Here is a 20763-nt window from a genome sequence, read left to right as displayed (position 1 = left end):
TTCTGGTTCCGGAACGTGAGGAGCGCCGTGCTCCCCGCCATGCTCGGGGCCGGGCTCCCCGCCGTGCTCCGGGGCCGGTTCAGGAGGTGAGGGCCTTGGCGAGCTGCGCCAGGCCGTCCACCCGGTCCCGGAGGTGCAGCCGGACGGCGGGACGCCCGAGCGAGCGCAGCACCCGCAGGTCGCCGAACGCCTGCGCCAGATGCAACTGCCCCAGCGTGTACGGGCGGCCTGGCACCGGGATGTCCGCGGCGGCGTCACCGGTGACCACCAGGAACGCCCCGTTCGGCGGCCCGCCCTTGTGGTACTGGCCGGTCGTGTCCAGGTACCGGGGCCCCCATCCGAAGGTGACCGGGACCGGGTTCCTGCGGACGACGGCGCCCCGCCCGGCCAGCAGCGGGCGCAGCCCGGCCGCGTCCGCGTCGCCCCACCGGTCCAGATACGCCAGCACGGCCAGATAGCCGCCGTCCGGGACCGACGACAGCAGCTCGTCCAGGGCACCCGGGAGCGACCCCGCGCCCTTGAGCGCGCCCTTCAGCAGCTCTCCCGGGTCGTGGACCTCCACGGCACCCGCCACCATGGCGGGCGCGCGCCCGATCACGGTCGGTGCGCCGCCCTCCTCGGCGCGCAGCAGCGCGGCGGTGTTGCGCGCCGACTCCCGGACGTCGGGACGGTCGAACGGGTTGACGCCCACCACGCGGGCCGCGACCGCCGTGGCGTACTCCCACAGCAGGAACTGCGCGCCCAGCGGGCCCGCGACGCCCAGCTCCGCGTCCTCCCGCGCCCCGTGCTCCCCGGGCCGGTCGCCCAGCATGATGCGGAACGCGCCGTCGGCGGCGCCGAATCCGGGCGCCTCCACGCCCTCGACGACGACCGGCAGCGGCCCCTTGCCCTGCTTGCCCGTCGACTCGGCGATCAGATGCTCCACCCAGCCGCCCAGGCCCGCCTCCTGGTCGGCGATGACCAGCGCGCCGTGGCCCGTACCGCGCCCGGACGAGGTGGCCGAGACCGCGCCGAGGGCGGCGCCCAGGGTGAGCGCCGGATTGTCGAAGGGCCGGCCCAGCGCGGGGGCCAGCGCGGCGGCCTCGTCCAGCAGCCGCGCCACGTCCGCGCCCGCCAGCGCGCTCGGGACGAGCCCCGGCGCGTCGAGGGCGCCGTAGCGGTCCGGCACGCCGGGGCTCGCCTCGACGAGCCGGTGACCGGACTCCTCCGCCAGCCGCGCCAGCGGCGATCCCGGCTCGGTCACCACCAGGAAGCGGCGGGCCAGCTCGGGCCCGGTGATCCCGGCCCGCGCGAAGGCGCCCTCGAAGATCCGCCGGTGGGCGTCCACCACCAGGTCCGCGCCGTCCCGGCTCGACAGGACCACCAGGGTGCGCGCCAGCCGCCCGTCGGCGAGGACCGCGCCGGCCTGCTGCGGGTCGGTGCCGTCCAGGACGGTCAGGTCCGCCCCCGCGTGCCGGCCGATCACCTCGGGCGCGGTCGCGCCGCCGCCCGTCGCCACCAGCACCAGCCGGTCCAGCCCGGCGCCGCGGGCCTCGCCGGCGATCCCGGCGAGCCGCGCGAGCAGCCGTTTGGACCGTTCCGGCAGGTCGAGCCAGCCGAGTCCCCGCTCGGCGGCGGGGGCCGCGTCGGGCCCCCACAGCCGGAACGCGCGGCACCCGCCCTCCGGACGGGACGCGCCCGGCCGCAGCCCGGCGGGGACGCCGTCGGAGACCAGACGTTCCAGAACCGTCTCGCCCGCCTCCACGACGGCGCCCCGCATGGTGACCGAGATCCCCCCGGCGGTCACCACGGACGTCATGCGCTCCCCCGATACGCTCCCATGCGGGCTAGCGGCCCTTGTCCTTCAGCTCGCCCGCGATCGAACCGAGCAGCTCGTTCCAGGAGGTGGCGAACTTCTCCACCCCCTCGTCCTCCAGCACCCGGACGACGTCGTCGTAGTCGACTCCGACCTGCTCGAGGGCGTTCATGTGCTCGCGGGCCTCATCGTAGGCCCCCTGGACGGTGTTGCCCCGGACCTCGGCGTGGTCGGCCGCCGCGTCGAGCGTCGCCTCCGGCATGGTGTTCACCGTGTTCGGCGCGATCAGCTCGTCGACGTAGAGGGTGTCGGGCAGGTTCGGGTCCTTCACCCCGGTGGACGCCCACAGCGGGCGCTGCGCCCGCGCCCCGGCGTTCTTGAGCGCCGTCCAGCGGTCGGTGCCGAACTTCTCCTCGTACAGCGCGTACGCGAGCCGGGCGTTGGCCACGCCCGCCTTGGAGCGCAGCGCCGTGGCCTCCGGCGAGCCGATCTTGTCCAGCCGCTTGTCGATCTCGGTGTCCACCCGGCTGACGAAGAACGAGGCGACCGACGCGATCGAGGACAGGTCGCGGCCGTTGGCGCGGGCCCGCTCCAGGCCCTCGAAGAACGCGTCGATCACCTCGCCGTACCGCGCCAGCGAGAAGATCAGCGTCACGTTCACGCTGATGCCCTCCGACAGCGCCTGACTGATCGCGGGCAGCCCCTCGCGGGTCGCGGGGATCTTGATGAACAGGTTGGGCCGGTCCACCAGCCACCACAGCGCCCGCGCCTCGGCCACGGTGCGCTCGGTGTCGCGGGCCAGCCGCGGGTCCACCTCCAGCGACACCCGCCCGTCCTTGCCCTCGGTGCGGTCGTAGACGGGCCGCAGCACGTCGCAGCCCCAGCGGATGTCGTAGGTGGTGATGGCGCGGGCCGCCTCCTCCACGTCCACGCCGCGGACCGTCAGGTCACGCACCTGGTCGTCGTACGCGGAGCCCTTGCTCAGCGCCTTGGAGAAGATGGTCGGATTGGAGGTGACCCCGACGACGTGCCGCTCCTTGACGAGCTGTTCGAGGTTGCCGGTGCGCAGCCGCTCCCGGCTGATGTCGTCCAGCCAGATCGACACGCCCTGGTCGGAGAGCCTCTTCAAGTTCTCGGTCATGGCCTCGTCTCGCTTTCTCAGTTGCCCGTGGTCTCGCCGCGGCCCGCGCCGTGCACCCCCGCGTTGATCAGGCTGGCGTGCGCGGCGGCCACCACCCGCTCGGCGGTGATGCCGAACTGCTGGAACAGCGTCTTGTAGTCGGCCGACGCGCCGAAGTGCTCCAGGCTCACCGACTCGCCGGCGTCCCCCACGTACTGGCGCCAGCCCAGCGCGACCCCCGCCTCCACCGACACGCGGGCCCGCACCGACGGCGGCAGCACCTGCTGCTTGTACGCCTCGTCCTGCGCCTCGAACCACTCCACGCACGGCATCGACACGACCCGGGTGGGCGTGCCCTCGGCCTCCAGCGTCTCCCGCGCCTCCAGCGCCAGATGCACCTCGCTGCCCGTCGCGATGATGATCACCTCCGGGCGGCCGTCGCTCGCGTCCGCCAGGACGTACCCGCCCCGCGACACGCCCTCGGCCGAAGCCAGGCCGTTGCCCCGGTCCAGGGTCGGCAGCTTCTGCCGGGTCAGCGCCAGGCCCGCGGGACGGTCGGTGTGCTCCAGGATCGTCCGCCAGGCGTGGGCGGTCTCGTTGGCGTCGGCCGGGCGCACCACGTCCAGGCCGGGGATCGCGCGCAGCGCCCACAGGTGCTCGACCGGCTGGTGGGTCGGGCCGTCCTCGCCCAGGCCGATCGAGTCGTGCGTCCACACGAACGTCACCGGCAGCTTCATCAGCGCGGCCAGCCGCACCGCCGGGCGCATGTAGTCACTGAAGATCAGGAAGGTGCCGCCGTACGGGCGGGTGCCGCCGTGCAGGGCGATCCCGTTGCAGATCGCGCCCATCGCGTGCTCGCGCACCCCGAAGTGCAGCGTGCGGCCGTACCGGTGGCCGGGGAACTCCTTGGTCTGGAACTCCTCGGGGATGAACGACGGTTCGCCCTTCATCGTGGTGTTGTTGCTCTCGGCCAGGTCGGCCGACCCGCCCCACAGCTCCGGCAGCACCGGCGCCAGCGCGCCCAGGATCTGCCCGGACGCGGCGCGGGTCGCCAGGTCCTTGCCGGGCTCGAACTCCGGCAGCGCCGAGGCCCAGCCGTCCGGCAGCCGGCGCGCGGAGATCCGGTCGTACTCGGCGGCGCGCTCGGCGTTGGCCTGCCGCCAGCCCTGGAAGGTCTTCTCCCATTCCGCGTGCAGGGCGCGGCCCCGGTCCGCCACGGCGCGGGCGTGCTCCAGGACGTCCTCGGGCACCTGGAAGTTCTTGTCCGGATCCATGCCCAGGATCCGCTTGGTGGCCGCGACCTCCTCGGCGCCCAGCGCCGAGCCGTGGATCTTGCCGGTGTTCTTCTTGTTCGGCGCCGGCCAGCCGATGATCGTGCGCAGCGCGATCAGGGACGGCCGCTCGGTCTCGGACCTGGCCGCCTCGAACGCCGCCGCCAGCTCCGCGACGTTCTCCTCGTAGTCGCCGCTCACCGTCCAGTCGACATGGTGGACGTCCCAGCCGTAGGCGGCGTAGCGGGCGCGCACGTCCTCCGACAGCGCGATCGCCGTGTCGTCCTCGATGGAGATGTGGTTGTCGTCGTACAGCAGCACCAGGTTGCCCAGCTTCTGGTGCCCGGCCAGGGCGGACGCCTCGTGGCCGATGCCCTCCTCGATGTCGCCGTCGGACGCGAACGCCCAGATGGTGTGGTCGAAGGGGGACTCGCCCGGCGCCGCGTCCGGGTCGAACAGGCCGCGCTCGCGGCGCGCCGCCATCGCCATGCCCACGGCGTTGGCGATGCCCTGGCCCAGCGGGCCCGTCGTGGTCTCCACACCCGCGGTGTGGCCGTACTCGGGGTGGCCGGGGGTGAGGCTGTTCCACTTGCGGAGCGACTTGAGGTCGTCCAGCGTCATCGGGTACCCGGACAGGTAGAGCTGGATGTACAGGGTCAGGCTCGAATGCCCGCAGGAGAGCACGAACCGGTCCCGGCCGGGCCAGGCGGGATCCGTCGGGTCGTGCCGAAGGAACCGCTGGAAGAGCAGGTAGGCGGCCGGGGCGAGGCTCATCGCCGTACCGGGGTGGCCGGAGCCCGCCTCCTCGACCGCGTCCATGGCGAGGGCGCGGATCACGTCCACCGCCCGCCGGTCCAGATCGGACCATTCAAACGTGCTGATGTCCCCACTCACGGAACGCCAGGCTCCTCTCGAACCGAATCGTCTTCCCGTCTGCCGGGGTGTACGGCTCCCTGCGCCCCCATGGCCGAACCCCGCGCTCGGCTGAACGTGATCTCGCGGGCGTGTCTTCCCCGATCGCCCCGTGCACGGCCGCCTTGAGCGGACCCGTTGAAGATCATGCCTTGCCCTTCCGACCCTATCGAACGGGGCAGCGGCGCTCGGGGGGCGCGCTGTAGACGACCCTTGTCGACCCTTGCCCAGAGCGTTTCGCGACTAACCCCCCGCGAGGGTGAACCCTCGGGGGAGAAGGGGGCACCCCATCCTGGCGACGCGCGTCGGGGGTGCCCCGGTGCACGGCCGCGGCGGGGGCGGGACTACAGTGATGGCGCGGCCGGGAGAGAGACAAAGGCCGTAGCAGAACCCCTAATCCGAGGTGGCGGCCAAATCGCGCGGGGGCACCGCCGGAGTGGTACGCGATTTCTCATGCCTAGTTGGACGTGGACCCGATTGTGACGGTGCTCAGTAACAAGCGCGCGGTCGATCTCGACGACCTCGACGACGCGGTGCCCGACGCGCCCCCGCCGCCGGCGGCGGCGCCGGACGCGGCCCGCGCCGCCAGGCGTCCGGTGGGCGGGCTCGTGCGCGCCTACGTGGCGCTGACCAAGCCGCGCGTGATCGAGCTGCTGCTGATCACGACGCTGCCGGTGATGTTCCTGGCGGCCGGGGGCGTGCCGCCCGCCGGGGTCGCGCTGGCCACGCTGGCGTTCGGCACCCTGTCCGCGGGCGCGGCCAACGCGATCAACTGCTACATCGACCGCGACATCGACGCCAAGATGCGCCGCACCCGCCGCCGCCCGCTGGCCCGCGCCCAGAGCGGGACGCGGCAGATCAGCCCCGCCGAGGCGCTGGTGTTCGGGGTGGTGCTGGCGGCGGCGTCCACGGCGGGGTTCGCCCTGGCCGTCAACGCGCTGGCCGCGGCCCTGTCGCTGTTCGCGATCCTCTTCTACGTCTTCGTGTACTCGCTGCTGCTCAAGCGGCGCACGTCGCAGAACGTGGTCTGGGGCGGCATCGCGGGCTGCATGCCCGTCCTGATCGGCTGGGCCGCCGTCACCGGGCGGCTGGACTGGACCCCGTTCGTCCTGTTCGGCGTGGTGTTCCTGTGGACGCCGCCGCACACCTGGACGCTGGCCATGCGCTACCGCGAGGACTACGCCGTCGCCAAGGTCCCGATGCTGCCCGTCGTGGCGACCGAGACCCGGGTGATCGTGGAGAGCCTGCTGTACACGTGGGCCACCGTCGCCTGCTCCCTGCTGCTGTGGCCGGTCGCGGGGATGAGCGTCGTGTACGGGGCGCTCGCGGCCGCCCTGGGCGCCGTCTTCCTGCTGGAGGGGCACCGCCTGCTGCGCGCCTCCCGCGCGGGAGTGACCGGTGTGCACCTGAGGCCGATGCGGTTCTTCCACCTGTCCAACGTCTATCTCGCCCTGCTGTTCACGGCCGTGGCGCTGGACCCCATCTTCACGTAGGCCTCCTGACCACGTAGGCCATCCTGACCTGGGCCGCGGCCGCGCGGCGCTCGTGATGATGGGTCCGTGCCGTTGACCGGGGGTTGTCCTTACGGCCGGGAGGCGGATCCGGTTACGCTCGCGGAATGACAGGCGTAGATCCGAAAGCGGTGCTCGAGGGGCGTGTCGCCGGGCGTCCTCCGATCGGGCTCATCGTGGGGATCACCATCTCCGCGGTGTGCGGCATCCTCGCCCTGCTCGTGGACGCCATCGACGGCGGCCCGGGGTTCTGGGCGGGGCTCGCCCTGGCCATCCTCCCCATCCCGCTGCTGATCTCGCTGGTGCTGGCGCTGGACCGGCTGGAACCCGAACCGCCCAGGATGCTGGTGTTCGCGTTCGCGTGGGGCGCGGGCGTGGCCGTGCTGGGCGCGCTGGTCCTCAACACCCTCGGCCTCATCTACGTCACCACGCCGATCTTCGGTGAGGCCGAGGCCCATTTCGTCAGCGCCACGTTCGGCGCCCCGCTGATCGAGGAGACCCTCAAGGGCTCGGTGCTGTTCGGCATCCTGTGGTTCCGCCGCAACGAGATCGACGGGATCGTCGACGGGATCATCTACGCCGCCATGGTGGGCTTCGGCTTCGCCATGATGGAGAACATCACCTACTACTCGCGCGCGTTCGACGAGCAGGGCGCCGCGGGGCTCCAGGCCACCTTCGTGCTGCGCGGCGTCATCGCGCCCCTCAGCCACCCGCTGTTCACGTCCATGACGGGGCTGGGCGTGGCCTGGGCCGCGACCCACCGGCGGTTCCGCGCCGGCGCCGTCCTGCTGGGCCTGTTCGGCGCGATGCTGCTGCACGGCCTGTGGAACGGGGCCGGCGCGCTCGGCGCCGGCGGGCTGCTGCTGGTGTACGTGCTCGACCTGCTCATCCTGATCGTGCTGGTGATCATGATCCTGGCGGAGCGGCACGGAACCGTCCAGAGGATCCGCTCCTACCTGCCGATGTACGGCAACACGGGACTGGTCACGCCCGCCGACGTGCAGATGCTGGGCAGCATGCACGCCCGCCGCGCCGCCCGCCGCTGGGCCCGCCGGGTCGGCGGCCAGGGCGCCGCCCGCGCCATGACCGACTACCAGCTCGCCGCGACCGAGCTGGCGCTGCTGCACAAGCGCGCCGAACGAGGCGTCGCCGACCCCCGCTGGTTCGCGAGCCGCCGCGACGCCCTCCTCGGCCTCATGGCCCTGGCCCGCCAGGCGTTCCTGCGCACCCCGCCGGTCGGCGCCCCACCCTGGGCACACCAGGGCCCTTCGGGCTTCATGCCACCCCCCAGCCATTGACCCCCGGCCGTTGACCCGGAGGCTTGTCCCGGGGGGCTTGTCCGGGGGGCGAATCCCGGGCACGGGACACCGCCCATACGATGAATGCCGTGGCTGAAGGAAATCCCCTGACGCGCGTGCGCGACGCCGTGTGGCGGCCGACGCCCGCCTCGATGCGGACGCTCGCCCTGCTCGGCGTGATCGGGAACGCGGGCATCATCGGCACCGGAGGCGCCGTCCGCGTCACCGAGTCCGGCCTGGGCTGCCCCGAATGGCCGCGCTGCACGGGGGACAGTCTGGTGCCGACGCACAGCGCCGAGCATCCGGCCGTGAACATGGCCATCGAGTTCGGCAACCGGATGCTGACCTTCCTCGTCCTGGCGGTCGGCCTGCTGGTGTTCATCGCGGCGCTGCGCCTGGCACCGCGGCGCCGCGGGCTGGTGTGGCTGGCCGCGGCGCAGCCCGCCAGCGTGGTCGCCCAGGCCGTCATCGGCGGCATCGTGGTGCTGACCAAGCTCCATCCCACGTCGGTGTCGCTGCACTTCCTGCTGTCGCCCGCGCTGCTGATCTTCTGTGTGGCGCTGTGGGTCCGGGCCGGCGAGACCGACGAGCCACCGCGCCGCGTCGTGGGGCCCGCCGTGCGCGGGCTGGCCGGCGCGCTGGCCGCCGCCACGGCGCTGGTGCTGGTCGCGGGCACGGTCGTCACCGGCACCGGCCCGCACGCGGGGGACGCGGAGGCCCGCCGGTACGGGTTCAACATCGAGGACGTCACCCGCGTCCACAGCCTGCTGGCCTGGGCCACCGTCGCCCTGACGGTCACGCTTCTGGTGGTCCTGCACCGCGTCCGGGCCCCCGCCGCGCTCCGGCGCCGCGCCCTGGAGCTGTTCGCGCTCGAACTCGCCCAGGGCCTGATCGGCTACGTCCAGTACTTCCTGGGCGTCCCGGCGGCCCTGGTCGTCCTGCACATGCTCGGCGCCGTCCTCATGTGGATCGCCGCCCTGCGCGTCGTGCTCGCGACCCGTACCCGGGGGCCCGTCCCCTCTGCGCCCGCGCTGGCGTCACCGCGTCGCAGGGCCCACCAGGTCCTGCCCGCCTAGACGGGCCGCGGTCAGGAGCGGGCGGGCTTTTCAGCGGGCGGGCTTCGTGAGGAAGGCGCGGAGCCTGTCCAGCGGCCAGGTGTTGATCACGTCGTCGGGGGTGAGCCAGCCCCGCTGGGCGGTGCCGATGCCGTAGCGGATGTTGCGGTGGTGGCCCACGGAGTGGGCGTCGGTGTCGACGGCGAACTTCACGCCGTGGCGCAGCGCGCGGCGGATCAGGTCGGCGGGCAGGTCGAGGCGGTCGGGGAACGAGTCGACCTCCAGGGCGGTGCCGGTGCGGGCGGCGGCCTTGAAGACCTCGTCCCAGTCGGCGTCCACCGGGCGGCGCCTGCCGATCGACCGGGCCGTGGGATGGCCGATCACATGCACGTGCGGGTTCTCGCAGGCGCGGACGAGGCGGCGGGTGATCTCGTTCTGGCCCTGGGTGAAGTGCGAGTGGATCGAGGCGACGCAGATGTCGAAGCCGGACAGGAACTCGGCGTCCCAGTCCACGCCGCCGTCCGGGTCGATGTTCAGCTCGGTGCCGTGCAGCAGGGTCAGCCCCGGGTGTCTCTCCTGAAGCGCGCGGACGCGCTCGCGCTGGGCGAGCATCTTCTCGTCGGTCATCCGCTGCATGAACAGGTTGGGCGCGTGATCGGTGATCGCGTAGTACTCCAGGCCGCGCCGCTCGGCGGCCTCCACCATCTCCTCCAGGGACGCGGTGCCGTCGGTGAGGTCGGTGTGGGAGTGCAGGTCGCCCCTGAGGTCCTCGACGGTGACCAGGCGCGGGAGGGTGCCGTCGAGCGCGGCCTGGATCTCGCCGGTGTCCTCGCGCAGGACGGGCGGGATCCAGGGCAGGCCGAGCCGGGCGTAGACCTCCTCCTCGGTCTCGGAGACGATCAGCTCGTTCGACTCGGCGTCGAACAGGCCGTACTCGGAGAGCTTGAGCCCGGCGCGCACGGCGATCTCGCGGGTGCGGATGTTGTGCGCCTGCGAACCGGTGAAGTACTGGAGGGCGGCGCCCCAGGACTCGGGCGGCACGACCCGCAGGTCCACCTGAAGGCCGCGCGACGTGCGCACCGAGGTCTTCTTCCCGCCGCTCGCGATCACCTCGGTCACGTACGGCAGCGCGGTGAACGCCTCCATGATCGGGCGCGGGTCGGAGGAGGCGGCCAGCACGTCGATGTCGCCGATGGTCTCCCGCATCCGCCGCAGCGACCCCGCGTACGTGCAGCGGTGGCACCCGGTCACCGCCGACAGCGCCTCGACGATCTCGTCGGCGAGGCCGGCCGCCACGTCCAGCAGGACGCGCTCGCCCGACTGCTGCATCAGCTCGATGCCGTGCAGGATGTTCTGCTCGGTCTTGGCGCCGAACCCCTTGAGCCCGCGCAGGCGGCCCTCGCGGATCGCGTCGGCCAGCTCGGGCACCGAGGAGATGCCCAGCTCCTCGTACACCGCCAGCGCCTTCTTGGGGCCGAGGGTGGGGATCGTCGTCAGGGTGCGCACGCCCGCCGGGATCTGGGCGCGCAGCTCCTCCACCTGCCGGATGGTGCCGGTGGTGTTGTAGTCCACCAGCTTCTTGGCGATCGCCTCGCCGACGGAGGGGATGCGCCTCAGCCCGGCCAGGTCCATCTTCGAGATGTCGTCGGGATAGCCCGCGATCGCCCGTGCCGCCTTCTCGTACGCCCGTACCTTGAAGGCGTCCCCGCCCGTGATCGACAGCAGGTCGGCCAGCTCCTGGACGAGGGCCGCCGCCTCCTCGTTCGCCCGTGCCATAGGCGCGAGTCTAGGCGGCGGGTACGACGTTTCCCGTGGAGGCAGGCCCTCGCCTCGCCGCTGGTCAGCGCAGCGGCGCCACGGGGCCGTCGGGGCGTTCGAGGCGGTCCCGCACGACCGCCTCGGAGATCCGCGCGACCTCCTCGCCGGGCAGCCTGCGGTAGCCGTCGGCGGTGACCACGGAGATCACCGGGTACAGGCCGCGGGAAGTGTCCGGCAGGCCCGTCGCGGTGTCGTCCTCGGCCGCGTCGTAGAGGGCGTGGACGGCCACCGTGGCGGCGTCCTCGGCCGACAGGTCGGGGCGGTAGAGCTTCTTGAGGGCGCCGGTCGCGTACGGGGAGCCCGATCCCTCGGCGTGGAAGTCGCGGGCCTCCTGCGGCGACCCGGTGATGTCGTAGGTGTAGATCTTGCCCTCGCCCGCGTCCGGGTCGTACCCGGCGAACAGCGGGACCACCGCGAGGCCCTGGAGGGCCATGGCGAGGTTGGCCTGGACGACGGCGCCGAGCCTGCGGGCCTTGCCCGGCAGGGACAGCGGCACCGTCTCCATCTTCTCGTAGTGCTCCAGCTCCACCTGGAAGAGCCGCATCATCTCCAGCGCGAACCCCACCGCCCCGGCGAAGGCGACCACGGAGTACTCGTCGGCGCGCTGCACCTTCTCCAGCTCGCGGTAGGCGATCTGGTTGCCGCGCACGGCGCGGCGGTCACCGGCCATCAGCACCCCGCCGGGGAACGTCATGGCCAGCACGGTGGTGCCGTGCGGGAGGTCCGGCGCGGTGGCGCCGTCCTCCAGCCGGTTCACCGGCAGCATGTCCGGGGAGTGGAGGCGCAGGAAGTCGACGAAGGACGGCGTGCCCGCCTCGAAGTACTCGGGCGGCAGCCCCTGTTCCTGTGGCCGGCCGGTCACGATGACCCCTCTCCGATGTCGCTTGCCCGATGATCCTTCCACGTCCGCGGCGGCGCCCGCCACACGAGCCCAGGGACGAGCGCGGGCACGGGACTAGGGCTCCGGCGCGGCCGGGCGCGGCCTCTCGGGGCCGAGGGTGGCGCCCGCGCAGGCCACGACGACGCACACGATCGCCAGCCACTGGCGGAGGTTCAGGATCTCGCCGAGCAGCACCACGCCGACCAGGGCCGCGACCGCGGGCTCCAGGCTCATCAGGATCCCGAACACGCGGGCCGGCATGCGGCGCAGCGCCTCCAGCTCCAGGGAGTACGGGATCACCGACGACATCAGGCCCACGCCGGCGCCCAGCGCCAGCAGTTGCGGGTCGAGCAGGGCGCCGCCGCCCTCGGCGACGCCGGCGGGCAGGACCGCGACCGTGCCGACGACGCTGGCCAGGGCCAGCCCCGACGACCCCGCGAACCGGCGCCCCGTGGCGGCGCTGAGCAGGATGTAGGAGGCCCAGCAGGCCCCGGCGGCCAGTGCGAACGCGATGCCCACCGGGTCGGCGTGCCCGCCGCCGCGGGACAGCGTGACCACGCCCACGCCCGCCAGCACGGCCCACAGCAGGTCGCGCGGGCGCCGGGACGCCGCGATCGCCACCCCCAGCGGGCCGAGGAACTCGATCGTGACCGCCATGCCCAGCGGGATCCGCGAGAACGACTGGTAGATCGAGAAGTTCATGACCGCGAGGGAGAGCCCGAAGCACGCGGCGACGCCCAGGCTCTTCCGGTCGTGGTCGCGCAACACCCCGCGCAGGGCCTTGCGCGCCACGAAGCCCAGCACGATCGCCGAGGTCAGCAGCCGCAGGAGCACCATCGCGCTGGGCGGCATCCGGTCGAACAGGTGCTTGGCCAGCCCGGCACCGGCCTGAAGCGACAGGATGCCCATGAGGATCAGCGCGGGGGGTGGCAGCGCCCTCCATGACACCCGATCCCGGACCGCCTTCGGGCGGCTCATTCCCAGCGGAAGAAGCGCGCGGCCAGCACCGTCCCCGCGACCGCCCAGACGGCCAGGACGAGGAGGGGCCCGCCGGGGAACGCCACGCCGTCCTGGAGCACCCGGCGCAGGCCGTCGGCCAGCGCGGAGATCGGCAGCAGCTCCAGCGCGGAACGTACCGCCGAGGGGAAGCGGTCCAGCGGGAACACCACGCCGCCGGTCGCCAGGAGCAGGACGTACACCAGGTTGGCGGCGGCCAGCGTCGCCTCGGCGCGCAGCGTGCCCGCCATGAGCAGCCCGAAGCCGCTGAACGCGGCGGTGCCCAGGAGGATCAGCGCCAGCGCCGACAGCGGGTCGCCGTCCGGCCGCCAGCCCATCGCCAGCGCGACCGCGCAGATCAGGACGGCCTGGAGCGCCTCCACCACGAGCACGGTGAGGGTCTTGGCCGCGACCAGCCCCGAGCGGGGAAGGGGGGTGGCGCCCAGCCGTTTCAGGACGCCGTAGCGGCGCTCGAACCCGGTGCCGATGGCCTGGCCGGTGAAGGCGGTCGACATCACCGCGAGCGCCAGGACGCCGGGTGTGAGGAAGTCCACGCGCGGACCGGGACCCAGGTCCAGCAGGGACGTCCCGCCGAACAGGACCAGCAGCACCACCGGGATGATCAGGGTGAGCAGCAGCTGCTCGCCGTTGCGCAGCAGGGTGCGCAGCTCGTATCCGGCCTGTGCCGCGATCATCCGGGGGAGCCGGGCCGCCCCCGGTGCCGGGCTCAGATCGAGCGCGGGCGTGCCGGTCATGGCCTCAGCTCCCGGCCGGTCAGCTCCAGGAACACGTCCTCCAGGGTGCGCCGTTCGATCCGCAGTTCCTCGGCCATGACGCCGTGCGAGGCGCACCAGGCCGTGACCGTGGCCAGCAGCTCCGGCCCCACCTCGCCCTCGACCACGTAATGGCCGGCCGGGGACTCCTTCGCGGCGCTTCCCACGGGCAGCGCGGACAGCAGCTCCTCCAGGCCCAGTCCCGGGCGCGCCCGGAACCGTAGCTGCCGTTCGGCGCCCGCGAGCTCGGCCGGGGTGCCCTGGGCGACCACCGTGCCGTGGTCGACGATGACGACCTGGTCGGCCAACCGTTCGGCCTCCTCCATGTAGTGCGTGGTGAGCACCACCGACGTCCCGGCGGCGCGCAGCTCCTCGACCAGCTCCCAGGTGGAGTGCCTGGCCTGCGGGTCGAGGCCGGTGGTGGGCTCGTCCAGGAAGACCAGCTCGGGCCTGCCCACCAGGGCGACCGCCAGGGAGAGGCGCTTCCGCTGCCCGCCCGACAGGCGCCGGATCGGGACGCGGGCCTGCGCGGTCAGCCCGAGGCGCGCGAGCAGCGCGGCGGGGTCGAGCGGGGTGCTGTGGAATGAGGCGACCAGCCGCAGGAACTCGCCCGCGCGGGCCGTGCCGGGGACGCCTTCGGACTGCGGCATGACGCCGACCCTCGCCTTGAGCGCCCGGCCGTCGGCCACCGGGTCGAGGCCGAGGACCCGCACCGTTCCCGAGTCGGCACGGCGGAACCCCTCGCAGATCTCGATCGCGGTGGTCTTGCCGGCTCCGTTGGGACCCAGCAGCGCGGTGACGGCGCCTTCGGCGGCGCGCAGGGAGAGCCCGTCCAGGGCGGTCGTGGCGCCGTAGCGCTTGACCAGTTCGGTGAGCTCGACCGCGGCGCCTCCGTTCGCGCCGCCCGCTGGGGGTGCCATGGCGACGAGTCTAGGTCCGCGCCACGGGTGTCCCGCCGCCGCCCCGGCCAAGGTCAACAATTCGACAGATACGACAAAAGCCAATAAACCATCTCTGTCACCTGGAATGGGGGTCGAGATGGGGCTGTCGGCGGACGAGCTTCGCGTGCTGAACGAGATGGCGATGCGCACCGCCGAGGAGGATCCCGCCTACACCCGGCGCATGATGTCTTACGACCGTCCCAAGGGCGTTCGGAGGCCGCGTGCGGAAAACCGTGACCGTAAGAAGGAGCGCCGTACGTCCCGTCGTTCTCGGCCGTCGCATCCGCCGCTCGCGTTGCGCCCGGCGCTCATGCTCGGGCTTTTTCTCATCATCGCTCTATTGACGATGTTCGGGGTGGCCGTCCGGAGCCTGGGGCCCGCTCCCGCGGCCACCATCCCGGACGTGGCATCGCAGATTAGGTAAGCCTTACCTGCGTGAGCCATGACATCCGTGACGCCTTGGCCACCGGGAAGGAATTAAGGCACACTGATGTTGTGAAAAACGTGGGCGAGAAGACGACGGGGGTGACCGAGCGCGACACGCGCGCCCGGGTGGCCCGGCTCGTCCTCGAACACGGTCCCATCACCGCCTCGGCGCTGGGGGAGCGGGTCGGCCTCACGCCGGCCGCGATCCGGCGCCATCTGGACGCGCTGCTCGCCGAGGGCATGATCGAGGTCCGGCGGACCCGTCCGCAGCCGCGGCGCGGGCGAGGGCGGCCGGCCAAGCGCTTCGTCATCACCGACGCCGGGCGCAGCGCGTTCGTGCACGCCTACGACGACCTGGCGACCAGCGCCCTGCGGTTCCTCGCCGAGAAGGCGGGCTCGCGGGCGGTGACGGAGTTCGCGCGGCGGCAGATCGCCGACCTCGAACGCCGTTACGGGCCCGTGGTGCAGGAGGCCCCACCGCACCAGCGCGTGCGCAAGCTCGCCGAGGCCCTGTCGGGGGACGGCTACGCGGCCGCGGCCGCCAAGGGGCCGCGGCCCGGCGGCGGCGAGGAGCTGTGCCAGCACCACTGCCCGGTCGCGCACGTCGCCGCGGAGTTCCCGCAGCTGTGCGAGGCCGAGACCGAGGCGTTCAGCCGGTTGCTGGGCACACCCGTCCAGCGGCTGGCGACGATCGCGCACGGCGACGGGATCTGCACCACCCACGTCAGCCCGCCCTCGCTGGGAGCGGGCGGTGCCGCGAGCGACGCCGTGGAGAGCGGCACCGGCACGGCGAGCGGCGACACGCGAGGCGGCGACCGAGAAAGCGTCCAGGAAAGCAACCAGGAAAGCAACGAGGAGTCCGGGAGGACCTCCCTATGACTACGGCAGCCCACCCGGAGCTGGAAGGGCTCGACAAGTACAGGTTCGGCTGGTCCGACCCCGACGAGGCCGGGGCCTCGGCGAGGCGCGGCCTGAACGAGGAGGTCGTGCGCGACATCTCCGCCAAGAAGGGCGAGCCCGAGTGGATGCTCGACCTGCGCCTCAAGGGGCTGCGGCTGTTCGACAGAAAGCCCATGCCGACCTGGGGATCGGACCTGTCGGACATCGACTTCGACAACATCAAGTACTTCGTCCGTTCCACGGAGAAGCAGGCGGCGTCCTGGGAGGAGCTCCCGGCCGACATCAAGAACACCTATGACAAGCTCGGCATCCCCGAGGCCGAGAAGCAGCGGCTGATCGCCGGCGTCGCGGCCCAGTACGAGTCCGAGGTCGTCTACCACAAGATCCGCGAGGACCTGGAGGAGAAGGGCGTCCTGTTCCTGGACACCGACACCGGGCTGCGCGAGCACCCGGAGATCTTCCAGGAGTACTTCGGCTCGGTGATCCCGGCCGGTGACAACAAGTTCGCCGCGCTGAACACCGCGGTGTGGTCGGGCGGCTCGTTCATCTACGTCCCGCCGGGTGTGCACGTCGAGATCCCGCTCCAGGCGTACTTCCGGATCAACACCGAGAACATGGGCCAGTTCGAGCGGACGCTGATCATCGCGGACGAGGGCTCCTACGTCCACTACGTCGAGGGCTGTACCGCGCCGATCTACAAGTCCGACTCGCTGCACTCGGCCGTCGTGGAGATCGTGGTGAAGAAGGACGCCCGCGTCCGCTACACCACCATCCAGAACTGGTCGAACAACGTCTACAACCTGGTGACCAAGCGCGCCGTCGCCTACGAGGGCGCCACCATGGAGTGGATCGACGGCAACATCGGCTCCAAGGTCACCATGAAGTACCCGGCGGTGTACCTGCTCGGCGAGCACGCCAAGGGCGAGACGCTGTCGATCGCCTTCTCCGGCGAGGGCCAGCACCAGGACGCGGGCGCCAAGATGGTGCACGCCGCGCCCAACACCTCGTCCACCATCGTGTCCAAGTCGGTGGCGCGCGGCGGCGGCCGCACCAGCTACCGGGGCCTGGTGCAGATCCAGGAGGGCGCGCGGCACAGCAAGTCGACGGTGAAGTGCGACGCGCTGCTGGTCGACCAGATCAGCCGGTCCGACACCTACCCCTACGTGGACGTCCGTGAGGACGACGTGGAGATGGGCCACGAGGCCACCGTCTCCAAGGTGTCGGAGGACCAGCTGTTCTACCTGATGAGCCGGGGCCTGAACGAGGACGAGGCCATGGCGATGATCGTGCGCGGGTTCGTCGAGCCGATCGCGCGCGAGCTGCCCATGGAGTACGCCCTGGAGCTGAACCGGCTGATCGAGCTGCAGATGGAAGGAGCCGTCGGCTGATGGGGCTGGAGACCGGACCGCTTTCCGCCCTTCGGGCGAAGCCCGGAGGGTCTGGGGGTCCGCCCCCAGAGGCAACTCTGACGCTGCACGAGAAGGCGTCGTTCGAGGTGGCCGACTTCGACGTGCCGACGGGCCGGGAGGAGGAGTGGCGGTTCACGCCGCTGCGCCGGCTGCGCGGCCTGCACAACGGGAAGGCTCAGGCCGACGGCAAGGTTTTGCTGGAGGCCGACGCGGCGCCCGAGGTGACGGTCGAGCAGGTCGGGCGCGACGACGCCAGGCTCGGCACGGCCTACACCCCGTCCGACCGGGTCAGCGCGCAGGCGTGGGCGTCGTTCACCCAGGCCACCGTGGTGACCGTGCCGAAGGAGACGGTCGCGTCGCGGCCGACGATCCTGCGGCTGCGCGGCGAGGACGCCTCCGCGGCCGCCTTCGGGCACACCACCGTGATCGTGGAACCGTTCGCCGAGGCCACCGTGGTGCTCGCCCACCGCGGCCCGGCGACCTACGCCGACAACGTGGAGTTCGTGGTCGGCGACGGCGCCCGGCTGTCGGTGATCAGCCTCCAGGACTGGGCGGACGACGCCGTGCACGTGTCCCACCAGCACGCCAGGCTGGGCCGGGACGCCCGGTTCGTCTCGCACAACGTCAGCCTGGGCGGCGATCTGGTGCGGATCTCCCCGTCGGTGTCCTTCGACGCCCCCGGCGGCGACGCCGAGCTGTACGGGGTGTACTTCGTGGACGGCGGCCAGCACCTGGAGCACCGGCTGCTGGTCGACCACGCGCAGCCGCGCTGCCGCAGCCGCGTCGACTACCGCGGCGCGCTGCAGGACAGGGACGCGCACGCGGTCTGGATCGGCGACGTGATCATTCGCGCGGAGGCCGAGGGCACCGACACCTACGAGCTCAACCGCAACCTGGTGCTGACCGACGGCACCCGGGTCGACTCGGTGCCGAACCTGGAGATCCTCACCGGCGAGGTCGCCGGCGCGGGGCACGCCTCGGCGTCCGGGCGGCTGGACGACGAGCACCTGTTCTACCTGCAGGCGCGCGGCATCACCCGCGACGACGCGCGCCGGATGATCGTGCGCGGCTACCTCGGCCAGCTGATCGAGCGGATCGAGGTCGAGGAGATCCGCGCCGGCGTGGAGGCCGCGATCGAGGCGGAACTCGACCGGGGGGCAAGGGACGGGGCAAGGGACAAGGAAGCCGGAAGCCAGGGAGCCGGGGAACGATGACCGCGACGAACGAGACCACGCACAACGACGACGGCGGCGCCGCCCGGTTCGTGAAGGTGTGCCGGCTCGCCGAGATCCCCGACGAGGGGGCGCTCGGCGTCGAGGTGGGCGACACGCCGGTGGCGCTGGTGCGCAGCGGCGAGGACGTGTTCGCGGTGAACGACATCTGCTCGCACGCCGAGGTCTCCCTCTCCGAGGGCGAGGTCTACGACGGCACGATCGAGTGCTGGCTGCACGGGTCCTGCTTCGACCTGCGCAGCGGCAAGCCCACCAACCCGCCCGCCACCCAGCCCATCGCCACCTACAAGATCAAGGTCGAGGACGGCGATGTGTACGTCTCGCTGGACGCGGCCGACGACTGAGCGACGACGAGCGACGACTGAGAGATACGAGACCATGACCACCCTAGAGATCCGTGACCTCCACGTGCACGTCGCCGAGGGGAGCGACGGAACGAAGGAGATCCTGCGCGGGGTCGACCTGACCGTGAAGGCGGGCGAGATCCACGCGCTGATGGGGCCCAACGGGTCCGGCAAGTCCACCCTGGCGTACGCGATCGCGGGCCACCCCAAGTACGAGGTGACCCGGGGCAGCGTCACCCTGGACGGCGAGGACGTCCTGGGGATGACCGTCGACGAGCGCGCCCGCGCCGGGCTGTTCCTGGCGATGCAGTACCCGGTCGAGGTGCCGGGGGTGTCGGTGTCGAACTTCCTGCGCTCGGCGGTCACCGCCGTCCGCGGCGAGGCGCCCAAGCTGCGCGAGTTCTCCAAGGAGATGCGGCAGGCCATGCAGGCGCTGTCGATCGACCCCGCGTTCGCGCAGCGCTCGCTGAACGAGGGCTTCTCCGGCGGCGAGAAGAAGCGCCACGAGATCCTCCAGCTCGAGCTGCTCAAGCCCAAGGTGGCCGTCCTGGACGAGACCGACTCCGGCCTGGACGTGGACGCGCTGAAGGTCGTGTCGGAGGGCGTCAACCGGTTCGGCGGCTCCGGCGACACCGGGATCCTGCTGATCACCCACTACACCCGCATCCTGCGGTACGTGAAGCCGCACTTCGTGCACGTGTTCGCGGGTGGTCGCGTGGTGGCCGAGGGCGGCCCGGAGCTGGCCGACGAGCTGGAGGACCAGGGGTACGAGAAGTACCTGAAGGCGGGCGTGGCATGAGCCTCGGAGGGCGGGCGAGCTTGCTCCCCGAAGAGCTGAGGAAGGACTTCCCGCTGTTGCAGCGCACCGTGCGCGGCGGCCGTGACCTGGTGTACCTCGACTCGGGGGCGACCTCGCAGAAGCCGCTGCGGGTGCTGGACGCCGAGCGGGAGTTCTACGAGCGGCACAACGCGGCCCCGCACCGCGGCGCGCACCTGCTGGCCGAGGAGGCGACCGCGGAGTACGAGGCCGCCCGCGCCACCATCGCCTCGTTCATCGGGGCGGTGCCCGGCGAGATCGTGTTCACCAAGAACACGACCGAGGGGATCAACCTGGTCGCGTACGCGATGAGCAACGCGGCCACGGCGGGCCCGGAATCGGAACGCTTCACGGTCGGCCCCGGCGACGAGATCGTGGTCACCGAGATGGAGCACCACGCCAACCTGGTGCCGTGGCAGGAGCTGTGCCGCCGCACCGGGGCGACGCTGCGGTGGTTCGGGATCACCGACGACGGCCGGCTCGACCTCGCGGAGCTGGACACGGTCATCAACGAGCGGACGAGGCTGGTCGCGCTCACCCACCAGTCCAACGTGCTGGGCACCGTCCCGCCGATCGACCTGATCGGCGCGCGGGCGCGCGCGGTGGGGGCGCTGGTGCTGCTGGACGCGGCGCAGTCGGTGCCGCACCAGCCGGTCGACGTGACGCGGCTGGACGTGGACTTCCTGGCCTTCTCCGGGCACAAGATGCTCGGCCCGACCGGCATCGGGGTCCTGTGGGGCCGCAGGGAGCTGCTGGAGGCGATGCCGCCGTTCCTCACCGGCGGGTCGATGATCGAGGTCGTGCGGATGGAGGGCACCACCTTCATGCCGCCGCCGCAGCGGTTCGAGGCGGGCGTGCCGATGACCGCGCAGGCCATCGGCCTGGCCGCGGCCTGCGACTACCTGTCCGAGGTCGGCATGGACCGCGTCCACGCGCACGAGGAGGCGCTGGTCGCCCACTCGCTGGAGCGGCTCGGCGAGATCCCCGGCGTGCGGGTGATCGGCCCGCTCAGCACGGACGCCCGGGGCGGCGCGGTGTCGTTCACGGTGGAGGACATCCACCCGCACGACGTCGGCCAGGTCCTGGACGAGCTGGGCATCGCGGTCCGGGTCGGGCACCACTGCGCCTGGCCGATCTGCCGCCGCTTCGGCATCCCCGCGACCACCCGGGCGACCTTCTATCTCTACAACACCCTCGCCGACGTGGACGCGCTCGCCGACGGGGTGCGGCAGGCACAGAAGTTCTTCGGCACCCACTGACCGGCC

The 20763-nt window shown here is 72.3% G+C and carries 18 protein-coding genes; 10 read left to right on the top strand and 8 right to left on the bottom strand.

Features of this window, described 5'->3' with window-relative positions:
- Positions 1 to 79 precede the first annotated feature (79 nt).
- From QSK21_RS20755 to tkt, 3 genes are read right to left on the bottom strand one after another with little or no spacing between them, the layout of a single operon-like run.
- A complete protein-coding gene (locus tag QSK21_RS20755) occupies positions 80 to 1798 on the bottom strand; it encodes a glucose-6-phosphate isomerase (RefSeq protein WP_285698138.1) in 1719 nt (572 codons plus the stop codon).
- Positions 1799 to 1826: 28 nt separating this feature from the next.
- Positions 1827 to 2936 carry a transaldolase gene (gene tal / locus QSK21_RS20750; protein WP_285698135.1) on the bottom strand — a complete coding sequence of 370 codons (1110 nt, stop codon included), beginning with the start codon at positions 2934 to 2936 and terminating at the stop codon, positions 1827 to 1829.
- 17 nt (positions 2937 to 2953) lie between these two features.
- The gene (tkt, locus tag QSK21_RS20745) at positions 2954 to 5005 is read right to left on the bottom strand and encodes a transketolase (protein ID WP_285698234.1); all 2052 of its coding nucleotides are present in this window, start codon (positions 5003 to 5005) and stop codon (positions 2954 to 2956) included.
- A 572-nt stretch (positions 5006 to 5577) separates the two neighbouring features.
- Between tkt and QSK21_RS20740 the strand changes: the two genes are divergently transcribed.
- The 3 genes from QSK21_RS20740 to QSK21_RS20730 all read left to right on the top strand — a co-directional run bounded on the left by QSK21_RS20740 (position 5578) and on the right by QSK21_RS20730 (position 8983).
- Positions 5578 to 6591 (top strand): heme o synthase, encoded by a 1014-nt coding sequence (locus QSK21_RS20740; RefSeq protein ID WP_502871580.1) that lies wholly within the window; start codon positions 5578 to 5580, stop codon positions 6589 to 6591.
- A 125-nt stretch (positions 6592 to 6716) separates the two neighbouring features.
- Positions 6717 to 7907 carry a PrsW family intramembrane metalloprotease gene (locus QSK21_RS20735; protein WP_285698130.1) on the top strand — a complete coding sequence of 397 codons (1191 nt, stop codon included), beginning with the start codon at positions 6717 to 6719 and terminating at the stop codon, positions 7905 to 7907.
- Positions 7908 to 8023: 116 nt separating this feature from the next.
- Positions 8024 to 8983 (top strand): COX15/CtaA family protein, encoded by a 960-nt coding sequence (locus QSK21_RS20730; protein ID WP_285698127.1) that lies wholly within the window; start codon positions 8024 to 8026, stop codon positions 8981 to 8983.
- A 30-nt stretch (positions 8984 to 9013) separates the two neighbouring features.
- Here the strand turns inward: QSK21_RS20730 and polX are convergent, their stop codons facing one another.
- The 5 genes from polX to QSK21_RS20705 form a co-directional block, all read right to left on the bottom strand.
- Positions 9014 to 10738, bottom strand: a complete 1725-nt coding sequence (gene polX, locus QSK21_RS20725) for a DNA polymerase/3'-5' exonuclease PolX (protein ID WP_285698125.1) — start codon at positions 10736 to 10738, stop codon at positions 9014 to 9016.
- A gap of 64 nt (positions 10739 to 10802) precedes the next feature.
- Positions 10803 to 11642 (bottom strand): proteasome subunit beta, encoded by an 840-nt coding sequence (gene prcB / locus QSK21_RS20720; RefSeq protein WP_285698122.1) that lies wholly within the window; start codon positions 11640 to 11642, stop codon positions 10803 to 10805.
- Positions 11643 to 11735: 93 nt separating this feature from the next.
- Positions 11736 to 12638 (bottom strand): EamA family transporter, encoded by a 903-nt coding sequence (locus QSK21_RS20715; protein ID WP_285698120.1) that lies wholly within the window; start codon positions 12636 to 12638, stop codon positions 11736 to 11738.
- Positions 12635 to 13411, bottom strand: coding sequence for an ABC transporter permease (locus tag QSK21_RS20710; RefSeq protein ID WP_285698118.1), 777 nt, complete (start codon positions 13409 to 13411; stop codon positions 12635 to 12637). Before QSK21_RS20710 ends, QSK21_RS20715 begins: the two co-directional genes overlap by 4 nt.
- On the bottom strand, positions 13408 to 14349 hold the full coding sequence (locus tag QSK21_RS20705; protein WP_285698115.1) for an ABC transporter ATP-binding protein: 942 nt from the start codon (positions 14347 to 14349) through the stop codon (positions 13408 to 13410). Before QSK21_RS20705 ends, QSK21_RS20710 begins: the two co-directional genes overlap by 4 nt.
- Positions 14350 to 14467: 118 nt before the next feature.
- Here QSK21_RS20705 and QSK21_RS20700 point away from each other — a divergent pair, with 118 nt between their 5' ends.
- From QSK21_RS20700 to QSK21_RS20670, 7 genes are all read left to right on the top strand, one after another.
- Positions 14468 to 14794, top strand: coding sequence for a hypothetical protein (locus QSK21_RS20700; protein ID WP_285698112.1), 327 nt, complete (start codon positions 14468 to 14470; stop codon positions 14792 to 14794).
- A gap of 71 nt (positions 14795 to 14865) precedes the next feature.
- Positions 14866 to 15675 carry a helix-turn-helix transcriptional regulator gene (locus QSK21_RS20695; protein WP_502871579.1) on the top strand — a complete coding sequence of 270 codons (810 nt, stop codon included), beginning with the start codon at positions 14866 to 14868 and terminating at the stop codon, positions 15673 to 15675.
- The gene (sufB, locus tag QSK21_RS20690; protein WP_285698109.1) at positions 15672 to 17084 is read left to right on the top strand and encodes a Fe-S cluster assembly protein SufB; all 1413 of its coding nucleotides are present in this window, start codon (positions 15672 to 15674) and stop codon (positions 17082 to 17084) included. The genes QSK21_RS20695 and sufB overlap by 4 nt, the downstream gene beginning before the upstream one ends.
- Positions 17084 to 18319, top strand: coding sequence for a Fe-S cluster assembly protein SufD (gene sufD / locus QSK21_RS20685; RefSeq protein WP_502871578.1), 1236 nt, complete (start codon positions 17084 to 17086; stop codon positions 18317 to 18319). The genes sufB and sufD overlap by 1 nt, the downstream gene beginning before the upstream one ends.
- Positions 18316 to 18681: a non-heme iron oxygenase ferredoxin subunit gene (locus tag QSK21_RS20680; RefSeq protein WP_285698107.1), complete on the top strand. Its 366-nt coding sequence runs from the start codon at positions 18316 to 18318 to the stop codon at positions 18679 to 18681. The genes sufD and QSK21_RS20680 overlap by 4 nt, the downstream gene beginning before the upstream one ends.
- A 34-nt stretch (positions 18682 to 18715) precedes the next feature.
- Positions 18716 to 19480: a Fe-S cluster assembly ATPase SufC gene (gene sufC / locus QSK21_RS20675; protein WP_285698105.1), complete on the top strand. Its 765-nt coding sequence runs from the start codon at positions 18716 to 18718 to the stop codon at positions 19478 to 19480.
- Entirely contained in the window at positions 19477 to 20757 is a 1281-nt protein-coding gene (locus tag QSK21_RS20670) for a cysteine desulfurase (protein ID WP_285698103.1), read from the top strand. Before sufC ends, QSK21_RS20670 begins: the two co-directional genes overlap by 4 nt.
- The last annotated feature ends 6 nt before the right edge of the window (positions 20758 to 20763 follow it).

Source organism: Actinomadura sp. NBRC 104412, from assembly GCF_030269515.1.
In the GTDB taxonomy this organism is placed as follows: Bacteria; Actinomycetota; Actinomycetes; order Streptosporangiales; family Streptosporangiaceae; genus Spirillospora.
The sequence above is the reverse complement of the archived record's forward strand: the minus strand, read 5'-3'. Positions and strand labels throughout refer to the sequence as shown.